The 17568-nt window shown below is 53.7% G+C and carries 13 protein-coding genes; 7 read left to right on the top strand and 6 right to left on the bottom strand.

What is annotated here, in order from left to right:
- Window positions 1-18 precede the first annotated feature (18 nt).
- From RUDLU_RS0103540 to RUDLU_RS0103530, 3 genes are all read left to right on the top strand, one after another.
- Window positions 19-1173 (top strand): zinc-dependent alcohol dehydrogenase, encoded by a 1155-nt coding sequence (locus tag RUDLU_RS0103540; protein WP_019986973.1) that lies wholly within the window; start codon window positions 19-21, stop codon window positions 1171-1173.
- Window positions 1166-1678 carry a hypothetical protein gene (locus RUDLU_RS0103535; protein ID WP_019986972.1) on the top strand — a complete coding sequence of 171 codons (513 nt, stop codon included), beginning with the start codon at window positions 1166-1168 and terminating at the stop codon, window positions 1676-1678. Before RUDLU_RS0103540 ends, RUDLU_RS0103535 begins: the two co-directional genes overlap by 8 nt.
- Before the next feature lie 157 nt (window positions 1679-1835).
- A complete protein-coding gene (locus RUDLU_RS0103530; RefSeq protein ID WP_044129337.1) occupies window positions 1836-2441 on the top strand; it encodes an HPP family protein in 606 nt (201 codons plus the stop codon).
- Window positions 2442-2559: 118 nt separating this feature from the next.
- Here the strand turns inward: RUDLU_RS0103530 and RUDLU_RS0103525 are convergent, their stop codons facing one another.
- A complete protein-coding gene (locus RUDLU_RS0103525; protein ID WP_019986970.1) occupies window positions 2560-3387 on the bottom strand; it encodes an SGNH/GDSL hydrolase family protein in 828 nt (275 codons plus the stop codon).
- Between the two features lie 47 nt (window positions 3388-3434).
- A complete protein-coding gene (locus tag RUDLU_RS0103520) occupies window positions 3435-4259 on the bottom strand; it encodes a hypothetical protein (protein ID WP_157580079.1) in 825 nt (274 codons plus the stop codon).
- A 239-nt stretch (window positions 4260-4498) separates the two neighbouring features.
- Between RUDLU_RS0103520 and RUDLU_RS0103515 the strand changes: the two genes are divergently transcribed.
- The gene (locus RUDLU_RS0103515; RefSeq protein ID WP_019986968.1) at window positions 4499-6820 is read left to right on the top strand and encodes a glycoside hydrolase family 3 protein; all 2322 of its coding nucleotides are present in this window, start codon (window positions 4499-4501) and stop codon (window positions 6818-6820) included.
- Between the two features lie 85 nt (window positions 6821-6905).
- Here the strand turns inward: RUDLU_RS0103515 and RUDLU_RS0103510 are convergent, their stop codons facing one another.
- Both RUDLU_RS0103510 and RUDLU_RS28605 read right to left on the bottom strand, forming a co-directional pair.
- Window positions 6906-7526, bottom strand: coding sequence for a hypothetical protein (locus RUDLU_RS0103510; RefSeq protein WP_019986967.1), 621 nt, complete (start codon window positions 7524-7526; stop codon window positions 6906-6908).
- Window positions 7527-7672: 146 nt separating this feature from the next.
- Complete coding sequence (locus RUDLU_RS28605; protein WP_019986966.1) at window positions 7673-9106, bottom strand: OmpA family protein; 1434 nt, start codon at window positions 9104-9106, stop codon at window positions 7673-7675.
- Between the two features lie 717 nt (window positions 9107-9823).
- Between RUDLU_RS28605 and RUDLU_RS0103500 the strand changes: the two genes are divergently transcribed.
- Window positions 9824-11506: a caspase family protein gene (locus tag RUDLU_RS0103500; RefSeq protein ID WP_019986965.1), complete on the top strand. Its 1683-nt coding sequence runs from the start codon at window positions 9824-9826 to the stop codon at window positions 11504-11506.
- Here the strand turns inward: RUDLU_RS0103500 and RUDLU_RS0103495 are convergent.
- A complete protein-coding gene (locus tag RUDLU_RS0103495) occupies window positions 11503-12954 on the bottom strand; it encodes a C1 family peptidase (protein WP_019986964.1) in 1452 nt (483 codons plus the stop codon). The two genes, RUDLU_RS0103500 and RUDLU_RS0103495, sit on opposite strands and share 4 nt — an antisense overlap.
- A 71-nt stretch (window positions 12955-13025) precedes the next feature.
- Window positions 13026-16001, bottom strand: a complete 2976-nt coding sequence (locus RUDLU_RS28600) for a T9SS type A sorting domain-containing protein (RefSeq protein ID WP_019986963.1) — start codon at window positions 15999-16001, stop codon at window positions 13026-13028.
- Between the two features lie 127 nt (window positions 16002-16128).
- Between RUDLU_RS28600 and RUDLU_RS0103485 the strand changes: the two genes are divergently transcribed.
- Entirely contained in the window at window positions 16129-16692 is a 564-nt protein-coding gene (locus RUDLU_RS0103485; RefSeq protein ID WP_019986962.1) for an RNA polymerase sigma factor, read from the top strand.
- Window positions 16693-16698: 6 nt separating this feature from the next.
- Window positions 16699-17412, top strand: a complete 714-nt coding sequence (locus tag RUDLU_RS0103480) for an anti-sigma factor (protein ID WP_019986961.1) — start codon at window positions 16699-16701, stop codon at window positions 17410-17412.
- Window positions 17413-17568 lie beyond the last annotated feature (156 nt).

Here is a 17568-nt window from a genome sequence, read left to right as displayed (position 1 = left end):
CAACGTAAACCGAATACTATGCTGGCGATGAATTACCGGGGCCCTGGGCGGGTCCGTATTGATCACAAGCCCATGCCCGAGATCAAGCACCCCGAAGATGCGATTGTTCGGGTGACGCGATCCTGTATCTGTGGGTCCGACCTGCACCTGTACAATGGCAACGTGCCCGATACGCGCGTAGGCTCCACGTTTGGGCACGAGTTTATCGGTGTGGTCGAAGAAATAGGCCCTGAGGTGCACAAACTCAAAGTTGGCGATCAGGTTCTGGTACCGTTTAACGTAGCCTGCGGAAAGTGCCACTTCTGCAAGCAGGGTATGTTTGGAAACTGCCACGAATCGAACCCCGAAGCTACGGCCGTGGGGGGAATTTTCGGCTACTCACACACGGCGGGTGGCTACGATGGCGGGCAGGCCGAGTTTGTTCGGGTGCCTTATGCCAATGTGGGCCCAACGGTGATTCCGCCCGGTATGGACCCCGACGATGCTGTGTTGCTCACCGACGTGGTGCCCACCGGCTATCAGGCTGCCGAAATGGGCGGAATTCAGCTCGGCGATACAGTGGTGGTCTTTGGCGCGGGGCCGGTTGGGATCATGGCTGCACGCTGTGCGTGGCTGTTTGGAGCCGGCCGGGTTATCGTGTTCGATCAGTACGAGTACCGGCTCGAATTTGTGCGCAACTATGCGCCCTGCGAGGCCTATAATTTTAAAGAGATCGACGATCCTGTATTATTCATTAAGAAAATGACCGACTGGATGGGGGCCGACGTGTGCATCGATGCCGTTGGAGCCGAGGCTGCCGGAAGCGCCCTGCAAACCATTACAGGCCGTAAAACCTTGTTGCAGGCAGGCTCGGCAACGGCGATGCACTGGGCCATTAATTCGGTGAAAAAAGGGGGCATCATATCGGTGGTTGGGGTGTATGGCCCAACCGATAATCTGATTCCGATTGGTAACTTCATGAACAAAGGCCTGACCATGCGCGGCAATCAGACCTCGGTAAAACGGTTGTTGCCCCGGCTCATCGAACACGTGCAGAATGGCGTGCTCAATCCCAAAGCGCTCATCACACACCGCGTACCGCTCGAAGATGTAGCTGATGCCTACCACATCTTCTCCGAGAAACTCGACAATTGTATCAAACCGGTTCTTATCCCCCCTTCAGCCAATGCCTAATCTGGAAGAATTAGCCCCCCAATTTGCCCATATCAAGGGCTGGGGCATCGACGCAGACCCGAAAAACGATCCGACCTACCCCATGAAACAACGCACCAATGCCGAGCATTCGGGGTATTCGTGGGAGCGGCCCACCCAGCAGGTAGCGCAGGAAGAGGTACTGCACTCCAACGAACGCCCCGGCCTGACGGCGGTATTTGGCACAACCGTGCCGCCAACCGGCCTGAGTGGGGCCCTTCGGCGGTACGCTTTCAAATACAGCGAGTCGAGCTACGGCCATTGGTTGCCGCTGCTGCTGGCCGACCGCGTCAACGTGGTCGAGGGGATTATCGACGATTTTAAGCAGGGGCGGGTACCCAATATTTTTGCCGAGAAAGGCTGGAAATCGGAGTGGAAACATAACCCGCAGGGGTTGGCAACTAAGGTGCTGATTACAGTAGCAGTCACGGCGGGTATAGTGGCCCTGTTGCGCGGAAACCGGAGCCGTTCGTTGCAACGGGCGTAAGGAACAGACACGCTTCAATTGGCAGAAACCCATCCGTTTCGGGGTGGGTTTTTGACTTTAACGTCCGTTTTCGGAATTAATCAGTCGGGTTGGGCTGTTGCCATCGAGTGAGCTGTTCGGTCAGTTCTACAGAGTATGTGTTATTAACGTTGTGATAATGAGAATACGAATGAAGCGGCATTACCGTGTAGCCCGGTATGTGATCTATCGTCAAACCTTGCTTCGGCCCGCCGACCATTTCTGGACCTTTCTGGGCGCGTTTGTGGCTATTGCCGCTATCGGACTCATGCAGCAAACGCATTTTACCCAACAGGACAATGTATTTCTGATTGGCTCTTTGGGTGCTTCGTGCGTGCTTATTTTCGGGTCGGCGCACAGCCCGCTGGCGCAGCCGCGCAACTTGGTCGGTGGTCACCTGATTGCCTCGCTCATTGGGGTAGCTGTGTACAAGCTGTTTCCGGGGCAACTTTGGTTGTCGTCGGCCCTGGCGGTGTCTTTGTCGATCGTCGCCATGCAAATCACCAAGACCATGCATCCGCCCGGTGGTGCCACGGCGCTGATTGCTAATATTGGCTCCGAAAAAATCAAAAGCCTTGGCTTTGCCTACGCTCTCTCGCCCGTGCTCACGGGCGTTGGTATTTTGCTTCTGACGGCCATACTCATCAACAATATCCCTGCCGACCGGTCGTATCCTGCCGACCCTCTGTCCTGGCGGAAGTTCCGGCTGCGGGCCCGCAAACATCTCCGAAAGGCGGTGAAGTAGGCGGGTAAAGGTGGTTTGTGGTTTATCGTTTTTGGTTTCTGGTTTATCATTTTTAGTTGATTGACCAGAAACGACAAGCCAAAAACCAAAAACCAGAAACTAAAAACCAAAAACCCCTTCAGAGCCGTTTAATGCGCTTTACCAGTGCCCGCGCAATCCGTTCGTAACCGGCGTCGGAAGGATGAAGACCATCGTACGTTTGCGCCACCGATTCGGCGGGGTAGGGGTACTCATCGGTTTCCGGGTTAAACGGAACATCAATAAAATCGGGGTATCGGTAGTTCCGGTACTGACCGGTTTGCGGGTCTTTCAGCCGCTTAAACTTTACCAGTTTTGTATGGTCCAGCCCTTTGAGGTGGTACAAATCTACCACGGGCAGTTTCTCATGGCGACCAATAGAGTCGATGGCTTGTGCGAAGGCTTCGAGCGACTGCCCGTTTTTGGGCTTGTATGAGCCAAACGCGTTGTTCTTAAAGTTGAACAGGTACACAAAATCAACACGCTGCATGGGGGTAATCAGGATGATCGGCGCGTTGGGGTTGAGGCTCCTGAGCTTATCAATAATAATCCGATAGGAGCCGTACACCGTCTGGTTGCCCGTATTGGCTATATAATCGCTCAGCTGCCCCAGCGGCCGACCGGCCCACCAGTCGTTGGTGCCCAGAAACACCGAGTAAAGATCCGCTTTGGTGAGGTTTAGCGTCTCAATCTGCGCGGCAATGCGCCCGGCTGTCCAGCCATTATGTCCCTGATTCACAAACTGGACGTGGGGCAATTGCTCGGTTACACGGGTCATATACCCTTTGGTAACCCGATTGCCGGTCTCGTTCAGGTGGTCGTTGAGGTACGTGATCGAGTCACCGATGGCTACCCACGTCAGGGTATCGCGCCGGAACGAGCTAAATAAGCCAACCAGGCAGCAGAAAAGGAGAAGTTTACGGAACATACCTATAAAATCACAGACAGAAGCGCAACTACCCGTTTGAGTGCGGGTCAGGGTTGGCCTACGACAATCATGTGGAGAGTCCCGTCAAACACAGCGCTGCTGTTTCCAGCATTATAAAAGCGCACTTTGAATAAGTTGGTTGAGGTATTTACATCGTGGATGGTCAGTATAAATTGGTGCCATGTGTTGCCTGTACTAACGGCCTGTGCAATGCTGATTCGTGGTGTACCCCCAAACGATGTCATGCTAAAAGGGATATCAATAAAGTTATTGGCGGGTAATGTGATGGATAGAACACCACTTGAGAAACTCACTTTCAACTGCGTCGAACTATTGCTGCGGACAATGCCGAAATTGCCATTGACCTGCAAGTTTTCACTGATGCGTGCATTCCCCACTACATCGAGAGGCATATCGGGCGAAGTAGTACCAATGCCGACCCGATTGTAAGCGTATAGATTATTTTTTGCGTAGACATCCCGTTCAACGATGGCGTCAAAGTCGCTACGGAGGTAACTGCGTGATCGAATTGTACCATTGACATCCAGAGCATACGCTGGCGAGCTGGTTTGTATCCCCACAAAATTATTGGTGAATAAAGCAGAATTGCTGCTTTGCCATTTATCCGTGATTTCGCGCCAGGCAGCCCCCGTATGGTACCAAAATGAACTTTGCGTGGTGTCATACACCATCAGACCTTTAACCGGCGGAATGGTTTGTCGGGTAGTTGTGGAAGTGCGGGGAATAAGCAAGCCTTTATTGGGGCTTTTTAAATCTAAAACCGCATTGGGGTTTGGCGTGCCGCCCAGACCGATCTGCGCCATAGCGCGCAATGAACTTACCAATAAGAGAAGGAGTAGTGAAAGTTTCATGAACATGAATGGATTTTTGGTGCGAAAGTGAGTATGCGATTGTCTGATTGACAATAGTTTTGACGCAACGGTAGGTGGGGGTATCAAACGGTTTAGTTGCTGAATGTCATCGGTCCGAAAAAAGATGGATGAACAGCAAAAAACTGGTACTGAACTTCGCATAAATTAGGGCTTTGCGTACTTTTGACGTAAAGGTGGTTCGGTGAGCTACCCAGTAGACATTTTAGACATCGACTTGTATGACAAAATCGTTTATGCTCGGCCTTTCGGTATGGGCGTGTAGTACGCTGGCCGTGGCTCAGCCGCGCTGGACCGAAACAGATGCGGGCTCGTTTCGGGTGGTGACGAATCCGGGCGGACAAACGCTTGGTTATTCTGCTGAATCGGGCGTTAAGCTGCTTACGGTTGCTGGTTTGGCGTTTAAAGACCTGAACCGAAATGGTGTGCTCGACCCGTACGAAGACTGGCGGTTGCCCGTCGAACAGCGCGCCAAAGACCTGGCCTCGAAGCTGACCGTCGAGGAAATTGCGGGCCTGATGCTGTACTCATCGCACCAGTCTATTCCGGCGCGGGCAGGCGGCTACTTTGCGGGTACCTATGGCGGCAAACCGTTTAAAGAAGGCGAAACCGACCCCACGGCCCTGACCGATCAGCAGCAGAAATTTCTGCAAACTGACCACCTGCGGCACGTGTTGATTACCTCCGTACAGACGCCCGAAGTGGCAGCCCGCTGGAATAACCGGATGCAGGCGTTCTGCGAGCGGGTTGGCAAGGGGATTCCGGCCAACAACAGCTCTGACCCCCGGCATGGGACGGTGGCACGGGCTGAGTACAACGCGGCTGCGGGTGGCCGTATTTCCATGTGGCCTTCGTCGCTCGGTTTGGCGGCTACGTTTGACCCGGCACTGGTAGAGAAGTTTGGGCAAATTGCCGCCAACGAGTACCGGGCGCTGGGCATCACAACGGCACTTTCTCCGCAGGTTGATATAGCCACCGAGCCACGCTGGGGCCGGTTTGAAGGTACATTCGGCGAAAGCCCCCGCTTGTCGGCAGCGATGGCACAAGCCTACTGCAACGGGTTTCAGACGTCGCTCGGACCGAAGCTGGTAGCGGGTGGCTGGGGTTTCGGATCGGTCAACGCTATGGTCAAACACTGGCCGGGTGGTGGAGCAGGCGAGGCTGGCCGCGATGCACACTATGCCAACGGTAAATACGCGGTGTACCCCGGCAATAATTTCGATCAGCACCTGATACCATTTACTCAGGGCGCGTTTAAGCTCAACGGCAAAACCGGCATGGCGTCGGCCGTGATGCCTTATTACACCATCTCGTGGAATCAGGACAAGAAAAACGGCGAAAACATAGCCAACAACTACAACCGTTACCTGATTACTGATTTGCTCCGGCAGAAGTACGGGTACGATGGGGTAGTGTGTACCGACTGGAACGTGACCGGCGACCACAAAGTGATGGACTCGTTTATCGACGGAAAGTCGTGGGGTGTCGAAAAACTGTCGCTTGCCGAGCGTCACTACAAAGTACTGATGGCGGGTGTTGATCAGTTTGGGGGGAACAACGATGCCAAACCGATTCTGGAGGCCTACCAGCTTGGCGTAAAACAGCACGGAGAATCGTTTATGCGGACCCGGATGGAGCAGTCGGCCGTGCGGTTGTTGCGGAATATTTTCCGGGTTGGTCTGTTTGAGAATCCGTATCTGAACGCGGATGAGTCGAGCCGGATCGTGGGTAAGCCCGCGTACATGCAGGCCGGGTACGAAGCCCAGCTCAAGTCGATCGTTATGCTCAAGAACAAAGCCAAAGCGCTGCCGTTGGCCCCCACTAAAACGGTGTACGTACCGAAGCGATACATAGCCGCGAGCCGGAATTTTCTGGGCATCGAAACTCCATCCTCAACCGATTATCCGGTGAATATGGAGCTGGTGAAGAAATACTTCAAGGTGACCGACAACCCCGCCGAAGCCGATGTGGCCCTGGTGTTTATTGAGAACCCCAAAACGGGTATTGGGTACGATGTGGAGGATCTGAAAAAAGGGGGTAATGGCTATCTGCCCATCAGTTTGCAGTACGGCCCTTACACGGCTACCGATGCGCGGGCCACGAGCCTGGCCGGGGGCGACCCGCTGGAGTCGTTTACCAACCGCTCGTACAAGGATAAATCGGTAACGGCGCGCAACATGACCGACGCACAGTTGGTATCCGAAACCCGCCAGAAAATGAACGGTAAGCCCGTTATTGTTTCGGTGGCTGTATCAAACCCGATGGTGTTCAGCGAAATTGAGGGCGATGCAAGCGCCATTCTGGTCAGCTTCGGGGTACAGGATCAGGCGTTGCTCGATATTATGTCGGGTAAAGTACAACCGTCGGGGCTGTTGCCGATGCAGATGCCCGCTTCGATGAGCGTTGTTGAAAAGCAGGCCGAAGATGTGCCGTTTGATATGCCTTGCCACCGCGATTCAGAAGGGAACGCATACGATTTTGGCTTTGGTCTCAATTGGAAAGGGGTGATTAAAGACGCCCGTGCGACCATGTATAAGAAGTAGTTATTGAGTCGGAATGCCCCAAAAGGCAAGTGTCCCCCGGCTTTCGCTCTGGAAGCCGGGGGACACTTGCCTTTTGGGTGTTTGGTTAGAATAAAAAACCTGGTTCGGGGGTTTTAACGATTCGCCATCCATCATCGTAGAGCCGGAAGGCGAACAAATTCTTTTTCTCTTGTTGGGCTTTGGGGTTGGTCTTTTCTAAAAGTTCGAAAAAAGGGGTTTTGCCTTCGAGCTCATACGTACATTCTACGAGTGCTTTAGTACCCGACGGGTCCTTTCGAATACCAGTAACTTCTTTAAGCTTGTGATAACTTACAACTACGCGCTGAAACTTGTTTGTTCTATAGGTAAATAAGGATATTCTCTCTGTCTCGTTATACATATCGCCTGCCAGGTAGGGTTTTGCTTTTTCGGTGAACTGAATATTCAGACCATTTTTAGCAGTAGCCTGGGTATTAAGTCGCCAGTAGCCTTCTTTCTCAAGCGATAATTTTTTGAAATTGGCGGCTGTATACTCGTTGTTTAGCGTGATTTGAAATCGATTCGTATCTATTATAGCGTTGTTTTCGACCAAAAGCTCCTCGGCCCGATCGCGGTCGAGAACGGTGGGATCACTGCAGGCCATGAAGCCAAACGACAGGATCAAAACCAGCAAAAAGTTGGTAAGAGTAGCGCCGAACGTGCGCGATTGGGTGCCTTGACGAGACATACGGTTGGTTGTTTTAAAGTACACCTCTATATCGCCGGAGTGGGGGCGAGGTTATCAGGGAAGAGACAAAAAAATCGTAAAAAATTCAGGCCAACCTGTTACGCTACAGGTTGGCCCAATCAGCATGCCACCAAGGCGGAGTTTGCCTAACTCTTACCGACAATCTTGAACTCAACCCGCCGGTTTTTCTCGCGGCCTGCCGGGGTCGTGTTGGGCGCTACGGGCTTCGACGATCCCAGCCCAATCGCCTTAATCTGACCCGCCCCGATGCCGTTACCCTGTAGGTAGTACGACACCGATATGGCCCGGTCCTGCGAGAGTTTCTGGTTCAGTGTCGCGCTGCCCTGCATGTCGGTATGGCCCGAAATCTCCACTTTCACCGACGGGTTAGCCTTCATGAACTTGGCTACCCGACTCAGTTCGGTATACGATGCCGGCAGAAGTCGGTCTTTGCCTGTCTCGAAGAATATATTGTTGAGTGTGATGGCACTTCCCACGTCGAGAGCTGAGATAATGGCAATTTCATCGAGAACAATGCGTTCGTTGGGTTGGGTTTTGCGGGCGAGGTTGACGTATTGCGAGCTACTGATGGCGCCATCTTCCGTAGTAGCCGTAATAGCGTATTTACGGCCGGGCGGTACCATAATTGAGTAATTGCCTTTGTCGTCGGGGAGAGCTTCGCCCAATTTTTGGCCTGTGTCTACATCTTCGTACACCACTTTGACCCCACGGAACGACGAGGCCGACCGGGGCAACCGAATCCGACCGCTCAACAACACATCGGCCAGAATCTGCGCAGCTTTACCGGTGCTTGCAGGGGCCGTTGTGGCCGGGGCTGGTGCTGGTGTAGCGGCCCGTTGGTTGGCGTTCACAATGGGGCCGGCGTGTCCCCAAACCATCAGCTCATAATCGCCCACGGTAGCTTCTTTGGTTTCAACCACCAGCTTGAGGGTACCTTCCTGCTTCACCGCAAAGGAACGGTCTAATAGTTGATTGTACGACTCATAGCCTTGTCTGAAAAAGCTTTCGATAGGCTGATTAAACTGATCGTACAGGGTAAAACTGGCGGGTGTATTGGTTGAGCGGTAAATGATTTCGACGTTGCCAAGCCGGGCCGGAATCCGGTATTCGTGCCGTTTTTGGGAGGCCACAAACTGGCCATTAATCGTCTGTTGGGTTGTTTCTACCCGCGTTGGGTTTTGTTTAAACGTACCTACTACATCCAGTTTATAGGTGCCACGCCCGTTCGTCTCCCTGGTTGCTACCCAAATTTTATACACTCCTTTCTGAGTGGCCTTCTGAACCAAAAAAGGCGCACCATCTTCAGAACTGTAATGCTGACTCGTGACTTTACCAGTTGGATCAACTACACAGATTTTTACAGGTACTCCGTTCGACTCGGCCTGTACATCAAACCAGGAGTCTAACTCCGGCTCAAAAGTGTACACATGGTTTCGGGGCGAAAAAAAGTTGTCATAACCACCCCCTCCTCCTTCGTTTCCAAAGCTTACTTTATCTTGTTGCCAATGGGCAAACTGCTGTTTTACTACATTACGTACGGGACCGTCGAGGGTTATCATATATCGTCCTGTTTTCACTCGATCAGTTGCCAAAATTAAATAGTAGGTACCCGCACGTAAATTTGTTAACGTATTGTTCCATGAGCTTAAACTTTTTCCTGTTTCGGTATAAATGGAAAGTTGAGCCTCGCAAGTGGATTCAAATGGATAACTTAAGGTCGCGTTGTCCTGAGTAATGGAAAATGTGTAATGATGATTTCGAGGAGAAAAAGACCCCCATCCCCCCGGTCCCAGTTCTTTCCACTCGCCCCGGATGGTGTTGCCGCTTATGAGGCTCGAACCGGTGTTGCCCGCCGTTTGCCCCGATGAAGATGAGTTGAGCGGGGTAACCGGAAACACTTCGCGCTGTAACAATATGTTGCCTGCAACAGCCCCAACTCCTTTCATGGTTTGCCAGAACGCTGATTTCTTTTTGGTACTGTCCGCCTTGGTTCGGTCTTGCCCAAAGCTTGTCGAGAGGGTAAAGAGTAATAAAATTGCGAAGTAGGTGAGTGTATTGGATTTCATAGCTGACTTGTGAGGTTGTTCTGACTGGGTATCGGCAAACCGGTCGGAAGGTTATCAAAACTCGTTCTACATTTGTCGAGATTTTTGCACCCGTCTGACCGAATGAAGACGGGGGTAAGACGTCTGAATGCATAGATTGTCACGATTTCGAATGATAGTTTTAGTGACTTATGCGCTCTTTAGTCAACGGTTTATTGGTTTACGAGTATTATGCGGCAGCTTTTGGTTTTTTTGGGGGCGTTGGTTCTGTGGGTCGGTCCGGCCGGGGCGCAAAACCCCGCTCCCGCGCTTGAGTGGGTAAAACAGGCCCGGCAGGCGTACGACCGCTCGGCCTATGAAGAGGCCCGGCAGTTGTACACCCGCGCCATCGAAGCGGAGCCGGGGCTTGCCGTTGCCTATGCCGAACGTGCCGATGCGGAACTGCAACTAACCCGATACAACGAAGCCCATGCCGATTGTGAGCGGGCCATTCAACTGAATCCCCGCAACCATTTTGCCTTTTTTATCCAGGGCGATGCCTTTCTGCGGCTCAATCAAACGGAGCAGGCCATTGCAGCCCTCACCCGTGCCGTAACCCTAAAGCCGGACTTTGGCTCGGCTTATTTGTTGCGGGCGCGGGCCTATCGGGTTTCCAAAAACCTGGAAAACGCGCAGGCTGATTATGGGCGCAGCCTTGCCTTCCTGCCCGAACAAGCGGCCCAGATTGAGTCTGAGCAAGACGAACTGACACGCTTATTACCCCCCCGCCCGGCAACCCAGGCAGTGGTTACGAGCCAAACGGCCATCGCAGCGACCAACACCCCTTCGATTGTGTGGGTAAGCCCCAACGCCCTGAAATTTCCGGACGGATACCCGGTGGTCGGTAATACGTTGACAATTGAACTGACCATCAGTGCGCCGACGACCGAAACGGAGCTGCGTCAACACACATCGGTATGGGTCGACGGGCGGTTGTACGAGGGTAAAATGGGGGAGAAAAAACTCAAAAAGTCGGCCCGGCAACAACTGTTTTCGTTTGATTATGCGCTTGATTTGCCGCCCGGCCGTCATTCGGTGGTGGTATGGGTACGGGTGCCGGGCTTGCCCCCCAAAAGCAGCGAACCCCTTACGGTACTTGTGTCGGACGACGACAAACCCAACCTGTACTTGTTGGCTTTCGGCGTAAAATCGGACTTGCTTTTTACCCGAAACGATGCCGATGATCTTCGGAACCTCTTCAAAGCGCAGGAGGGGCAATTATTTGAGCAGGTTGATGCACAAGCCGTTACGGGCGACGAAACTACCGCCTTTGATATGGCCGCGCGACTCGAAGAGCTAAGCCAGCGACCCATCCGGGATAAAGATTTGGTGATCGTTTTCTTTTCGGGCCACGGCATGCTTTATAACGACGAACTTCGATTGCTGGGCTACAAGTACCGCACCGAAGCCCCCCGGACTACCTCCCTCAGTTACCGCGATGCGCTCATTGGGCCATTATCCCGGCTCAAAGGCAAGAAGCTTATTTTGCTCGATGCCTGCCATAGTGGACAGGCCGTGCAGCCGGGGCCGGGCGAACGCTCGACTCCGCTCAAGGTAGCCGAGGCCAGCCGGATTCTGGCTGACACCCCGCCCGGCATTGCCATTATCACCAGCAGTTCGTCGGCCGAAAAATCATACGAAGACCCGGTTTGGCAAAATGGCGCATTCACCGAAACCCTGCTCGAAGCCCTGAACGCGGGCAAAGCCGACGCTAACCGCGACGGAATTGTGTGGTTGCAGGAGTTGTATACCTATCTGAATCAGGAGGTGCCGCGCAAAGTAAGCCGGGTAAAACAAGCCCGGCAAACGCCCGCCTTTCGTTCGGAGGGGGCCGACTTCCCTCTGTTTGGGTCCCGACCCAAAGCGTCGCATTAGGGTTTTTTCGGTGCAGTTTCGAGCCGAAGCAGTAGCGCGACGGTATCGGCCGGTCCCTCTGTTTGGGCTTCAAACTGCATCTTATCTGTCAGATACCGCACCGTACGCGTCAGCAGCCGTTGATCGAGGGCCGCAGCAAGGCGTTGCTGAATGGTTCCTTTGGCCGCTTTCAAGCGCGAAAGTAGGGCCGGTAAATTGGGCAGGAGGGGCTGGCGGCTGAAAAGCACACACAGATAGTCGGTACCGGGCGTGTCGAGGGTCAGAGCTGTTTCGGCATCGGGCAGTACCGAGTCGAACCCGTTAAACGGGAGCAGGTCGCTTTCATTGAGGGTGGCTAGGGCCGGATTGTAGGAAGCCAGGGCTCGGTTTCGGGGAAAGTGAACCGTCAGCTTATCGGTAGCATCGAGGCTAAACACGCACATATACTCGCCCGGTTGGGTATTTTCGGTCAGTAACTGAAACGCCTGCCCAAGGGGCTGTACTTGCTGACGAAGTTGATACATGCCGGGGGCAACCTGTTGTACCGTTAACGTATCGTAGCGTAGGGAGTCGGCTTGTTCGTGTACCGCCCGGATGCCCAGTCGACCACCCAGTCGCAGGGGTTTGCCCGTACCGGCCAGCAGGTCGGGTTCTGCCATGACCAGCACAAGGCCGGCAATGGCATCGCGTGCAAAATCGCGATAGCTAATCCAGAAAAATCCTTTTTCGCCCCAGTTTGGCCCAAAGCTATTGAGCACCTTGAAAGCGGCCCGGCGGTCGTCGTATCCAACTACCACAACGGCATGGGCGGTTGTCGGTCGGCCGGTGGTGGGCTCGGGTTGGTAAAGCCCTTTTTGCAGATTGAAGAAGTTAGCCGCTACGTTGAGCCCCAGAATAACCGGTTGTTGGTGGCTCAGTTGCCGTTTTACCCGTAGTACTTTTTCGTCGGGGTCATCAGTACGGCTAAAGATGCGTAGCAAGTCGCTGATGGCGGGTACGGTTGGTGAGCGTTGTGGTAGGGCCGCTTTGCACGATACCCCCGAAAACTCGCGGAACCGCATACTGGGGTTCTGGGTCATAAACCGACCCACAGCCTGCATAGTGAGCGGCTCCCAGCACGGATGATTTATTCGTTTGAGCGGAAAAATAGGCGATAGGGCAAACTGTCGGGTAACCTCGGTGGGTGAGAGGGGTTTCCCCAAGCTGGCAGCCTGCTGAATGGCATACGCACCATAGGCGGTGGCAAAAGCCACGCAGGTTTGTTCATTACCCTGATCGGCCGGTTGTGGGCAAAAGGGTGTCAAATCTACAACTTTAGGCCCGGTTCGGGTTTCTTTTTCGCCTGTGTACGTGGGTAGTCCTGGAATCGAATCAAACGATGCCCCCTCGAACCGAAGCCCGGTAGTGGGTTGAGCCAGTAATTGACCCGATGCCAATGCGAACAACAACCAAACCAGAATGCGAAACATAGTCAATCGAAAAATGAAACCGGCCCAAAATACAGGATTTGGGCCGGTTGATGGATAAGGGTTAGCAGAAATTACAGTTTGACCAATCGGCGCGATACGGTCTTTTCGGCGGTTTTCAGTTCAATGATGTACATCCCGGCCGGATACCCCGTCAGGTCTAATGGCAAGGATGCAGCTGAGCCACCGCCCGACAAACGAATCGATTTCAGGAGTTGGCCATTCTTACCGTAAACCTGGATTTGGCCGTCCTGAGCCGCTGTTTGCAGCGTCACCAGCCCTATGCTTGGGTTTGGGTACACCAGCAGGGTCAGGTCTTCGGGGGAGTTGGCAGTGCCAAACCGGGCATTGCCCGCGCAGGCGGCCCTGAAATCCCAGCGGTAGCTTATCTCCTGACCCGACTGACGCGCGAAAAGCTGGAAAGGTTGCGCGTCGGGGGCTGGTTTTACCGTAAATGGCCCGGCATTGGTGGTCCAGCCCGTAATACCAATTGCCATAAACGATACAGGCGTACCATCGCCCCCGGCCGAACGGAAGACAAACGCGCCCGTCTGGCAATTGTACTCAGGAGCCAGTAGGCTTAGGCTGGTACCTGTTGAGCCGGGTGTGGGCGGTACAGGCGTTGGCGTGCCAGGCGAGGGTGTTGGGACTGGGTTCCCTCCGTTACTACAGGCGGCTTTCCAGTCCCAGCTGTACTGGGTGCTACCGTTAGCGGCCTGAGCAAACAGGGTGAACGCTTGTGCGTCGGGGGCTGGTTTTACGGTAAACGGCCCGGCATTGGTGGTCCAGCCCGTAATGCCCGGAGCCATGTACTGCACCGACCCCGCCCCGCCCGATGAGCGGAAGATAAACGCGCCTGTCTGGCAGTTGTACTCAGGGGCCAGTAACGAAAATCCCTGTCCAGAGGGCGTAGTGGTCGGCATCGACGGGGTAACGGGTGTGGGTGTATTTGTGTTACTCCCTCCGTTACTACAGACAGCTTTCCAGTCCCAGCTGTATTGGGTGCTACCGTTAGCGGCCTGCGCAAACAGGGTGAATGCTTGTGCGTCGGGGGCTGGTTTTACGGTAAACGGCCCGGCATTGGTGGTCCAGCCCGTAATGCCCGGAGCCATGTACTGCACCGACCCCGCCCCGCCCGATGAGCGGAAGATAAACGCGCCCGTTTGGCAATTGTATTCAGGAGCCAGTAAGCTTAAACTACTGTCCGTTGGGCCGGGTGTGGGGGGGACGGGCGTTGGCGGTACGGGGGTAGGTGGTGCGGGCGTGGGTGAAATAGGCGAAGGCGTACTGCCGTTGGTACAGGCGGCTTTCCAGTCCCAGCTGTATTGCGTGGAGCCGTTGTCGGCCTGCGCAAAGAGAGTGAATGGCCCGGCATCAGGGGCGGGTTTTACCGTAAATGGCCCGGCATTGGTGGTCCAGCCTGTAATGCCGGGGGCCATGTACTGCACCGACCCGGCCCCGCCCGATGAGCGGAAGATAAACGCGCCTGTCTGGCAGTTGTACTCAGGGGTCAGTAAACGTAAACCCTGCCCCGTAGGCGGAGGGGTAGGGCTTATGCCCGTACCTTGAACTGTAAACGCTTCACTTAGTTCGCCCGTTACCGATGGCGACGATGCCGAAACCCGAATTCGGTACCGGCCGCTCGGCAGTCCGCCCGGAATCTGAATTGGTGCCGGGTTTTGGTTGGTCTGCGACAGCAGGGTCACAAAGCTGCCACTTTCGGTACAAAGCTCAATGCGGTACAGATTGTCGCCCCGGACAGCGGCCGTCGATCGAAACGGCACCGAAACGGTTTGCCCACTTTGCACGGTAAAAGGGAAAATATAGCCGGTGGTGATAGTCGGAAAGGATTGGGGTACCGAGGGCTGTACGTTGGTAAAAAAGCCGTTGTGTAGTTGCTGACTCCAAAGGTCGGCCAGAGGCTGGCAGTCGTCGCGGTCGAAGTGAAGACCGTCGGATTTTCGGTAGGCGGGCAACCGGTAAAGATCGGTATTGGGGCCGGCCCAGTTGTTAAATTGCGATGCCAGCGCATTTTGGGCCTCTATGATGGCGTTGTCGGTTTCGTGGTTTACGTATTCGTTTCCGTACCGGGCGGGCATGTAGCTTACCCGCGAAATAACCCACGACAAAGCCCCGAAGCCGGATTGAGTGCGCGATTTCTGGATTACCGTATTCACGTTATCGATATACCCCTGGTAGCTGCGGTAGAAGTTGTCACCTTCGCCCTGATGCCACAAAACGGCCCGTACCCCGGTTCGTTTGAGGTAGTGCAAAATGGTGGCGCCGAGCGCCCGGTAGGGCGCGTTGTTGCTGTAATAGCCGCCCACGTTCTGCTCGCCATTGGCCGACTCCATCCACGACTTACTGTTGGTGCCTGAGTGCGACGCGCCAAAAAACAGGACCGGCACGCCCAGGCGTTGCGCCAGTCGATCGCCGAGTGCTCCCCACATAAACAAGGGGGCTGCGGGTGCCATCGAGACGGTACCACCGGGTGCACCGGGCTCAAATCCGGCGTGCGAAAACTGCATGGGTAAGTTGGCTTCATCAAACTGACTGTTGCCCCCGCCCCAGTAGTTGGCCACCGAGACCCGGTCATCGGTGGCTACGCCTATATCGTAGTTGGAGCCATAACTGTTCGATTGGCCTGCCGTCACAAACACCTCGCCAACACCCACTCGTTCGAGAGTGCCAGTACCAACCAGTTGATCGCCCGCCCAGGCCCGAATTTCGAGATTATACCAGCCGCCCTGCACATTATAGAGCACTCCCCGGAAAATACCCCGGTCGGGCGCGGAGTCTACAGTGGTCCAGTTGGTCGTTTGGCCGCCTTGCCGCACCGTCACGCGGGCTTCAACGCGGGTTGCGTGAGCCGGGCAATGGCCATTGAGGGGAATATGGGCGGTATTGGCGTTGTTGCGCTGAAATACCATCCGGGTGGTTGGGTGAGTGAGGTATAGTTGAGCATACCCATCCTGAACGAATACACCCAGTAAAAGTACCCAAAACAGAAAAAAATGCTTGACTGACAATAGTGAAAGAAAACGGTTCATACACATTAGTTGACTTGGTTTTGTAACCGTATCGGCAAATGGCATGAGAGGTTATCAACGATTGTCACAAAAAATATACTTATTTTTGAAGGTTAGTACCCACCTCACCTGATCATAGTCGTATAAAATGCACACTTCATTTACTATTTTCTCGGACCCTGAATCGCTGATAAAGGCCCTCCAGCAAGAAAATCGAAATGCCCAGTCTTACCTATACAAACGATGTAAGCAAGTTTGTTTTCACTATGCTGAACCTCGAACGAAGCTATCCAGGGATGTTTTAGAGGATATATTGCAGGATGCTGTGGTGGAGTTTTTCATGCAACTCCGCAACCGGCGCTATGTGTATGAGGGGATTCCCCCAGAGCAGTACGTAAAGCGAATTTTCTGGTTTAAGTGCGTTGACTACTGGCGGAAAACCGGTAAGGAGATGTATATGTCAGAAAATGAGGAGTTTTTTGATAACCTACCAGCCGACGATTCGATAGAAGCAGAAGAACGAGAGCAGCGTCTTGGCCGGGTTACGCAGATTTTGAATCAGCTAGACGAAAAATGTTTGAAATTTGTAACGCTATTTTACTTCCATAGCAAGTCAATTGCCGAATGTGGGAAGGCCCTGAACATGACGCCAGAATCGGCTAAGGTGAAGAGACATCGCTGTATTGAGAAGCTTAGAAACTTTGTTTTGTAATCGACCATGCGTGTAGACGACGAGCTGTTGAACCGGATCAACGCTTACTTGGACCATAAACTACCCCAGGCCGAACGGGAATCGTTTGCCCGGCAAATGGCTGCTGATTCTGAGTTAGCCGAGGAGGTAAAACGGCAGGATGTTATTCGGGAGGCAGTGCTTAGAAACGAGTATGCATCATTGATTAAGGGTATACGGCATGAGTTAAATGCGCAGGAGCAGGCTGAAGAAGCTCGGCGTACAGAGACACCTGTTCGGCCCTTGAACCCGGTACGTTCAGTGCGTTGGTCATATTGGGCAGCAGCGGCCTCACTGGTATTACTTGCCGGGGTCGCATGGTTTTTTCTGAATCAAGGCCCTGATACCGAACGCCTTTATGTCGATAACTTTACAGCCCAGCCCAAACAGCCGCCCGTTAGTTCAGATCCTGAGCTTATGGGGGCCGGTCAGCCGCCAACCGGCGAATCTGACTCAACCCAGGTCATGCGGGCGCTCGGCGTGTTTAACACGGCAAACCTGTCGGCCGTGGAGCCGGTGTTAAAACAAGTCGCAACCCAATCAAATAGTCACTGGAGCCGTGTGGCTCAGTGGTATCTAGCCATGCTGTATCTCAAACAAGGAGATGTTGAACGGGCGCGGCAGCAAGTTCAGACCATAGCCGCCGAAGCTAACCACCCGTACCAGGTCGAAGCGGCTCGTTTGAAAAAGGAGTTAGAATAAGCGATTACGTTTAAAAGCAAACCCCGGTACTGAAAAGAGCCGAGTGAAAGCTTATAGCGTGAAGTATTGATTTGTATCCATTTTCTATATTGTTTTAGCTTATAAGGTGGTTCTTGATGCGTATATAACTTATTGTTAATACGTAAAGTAGGGTTG

This window comes from Rudanella lutea DSM 19387, from assembly GCF_000383955.1.
Lineage (GTDB): Bacteria > Bacteroidota > Bacteroidia > Cytophagales > Spirosomataceae > Rudanella > Rudanella lutea.
Note: the sequence above shows the minus strand (reverse complement) of the source record. Positions and strands in the feature narration are given on the sequence as shown.

Excerpts from the sequence above, each read along its gene's own strand:
- RUDLU_RS0103540 (WP_019986973.1), top strand. The coding sequence starts at position 19 with ATGCTGGCGATGAATTACCGGGGCCCTGGGCGGGTCCGTATTGATCAC.
- RUDLU_RS0103535 (WP_019986972.1), top strand. The coding sequence starts at position 1,166 with ATGCCTAATCTGGAAGAATTAGCCCCCCAATTTGCCCATATCAAGGGC.
- RUDLU_RS0103530 (WP_044129337.1), top strand. The coding sequence starts at position 1,836 with ATGAGAATACGAATGAAGCGGCATTACCGTGTAGCCCGGTATGTGATC.
- RUDLU_RS0103525 (WP_019986970.1), bottom strand. The coding sequence starts at position 3,387 with ATGTTCCGTAAACTTCTCCTTTTCTGCTGCCTGGTTGGCTTATTTAGC.
- RUDLU_RS0103520 (WP_157580079.1), bottom strand. The coding sequence starts at position 4,259 with ATGAAACTTTCACTACTCCTTCTCTTATTGGTAAGTTCATTGCGCGCT.
- RUDLU_RS0103515 (WP_019986968.1), top strand. The coding sequence starts at position 4,499 with ATGACAAAATCGTTTATGCTCGGCCTTTCGGTATGGGCGTGTAGTACG.
- RUDLU_RS0103510 (WP_019986967.1), bottom strand. The coding sequence starts at position 7,526 with ATGTCTCGTCAAGGCACCCAATCGCGCACGTTCGGCGCTACTCTTACC.
- RUDLU_RS28605 (WP_019986966.1), bottom strand. The coding sequence starts at position 9,106 with ATGATAACCCTCGACGGTCCCGTACGTAATGTAGTAAAACAGCAGTTT.
- RUDLU_RS0103500 (WP_019986965.1), top strand. The coding sequence starts at position 9,824 with ATGCGGCAGCTTTTGGTTTTTTTGGGGGCGTTGGTTCTGTGGGTCGGT.
- RUDLU_RS0103495 (WP_019986964.1), bottom strand. The coding sequence starts at position 12,954 with ATGTTTCGCATTCTGGTTTGGTTGTTGTTCGCATTGGCATCGGGTCAA.
- RUDLU_RS28600 (WP_019986963.1), bottom strand. The coding sequence starts at position 16,001 with ATGAACCGTTTTCTTTCACTATTGTCAGTCAAGCATTTTTTTCTGTTT.
- RUDLU_RS0103485 (WP_019986962.1), top strand. The coding sequence starts at position 16,129 with ATGCACACTTCATTTACTATTTTCTCGGACCCTGAATCGCTGATAAAG.
- RUDLU_RS0103480 (WP_019986961.1), top strand. The coding sequence starts at position 16,699 with ATGCGTGTAGACGACGAGCTGTTGAACCGGATCAACGCTTACTTGGAC.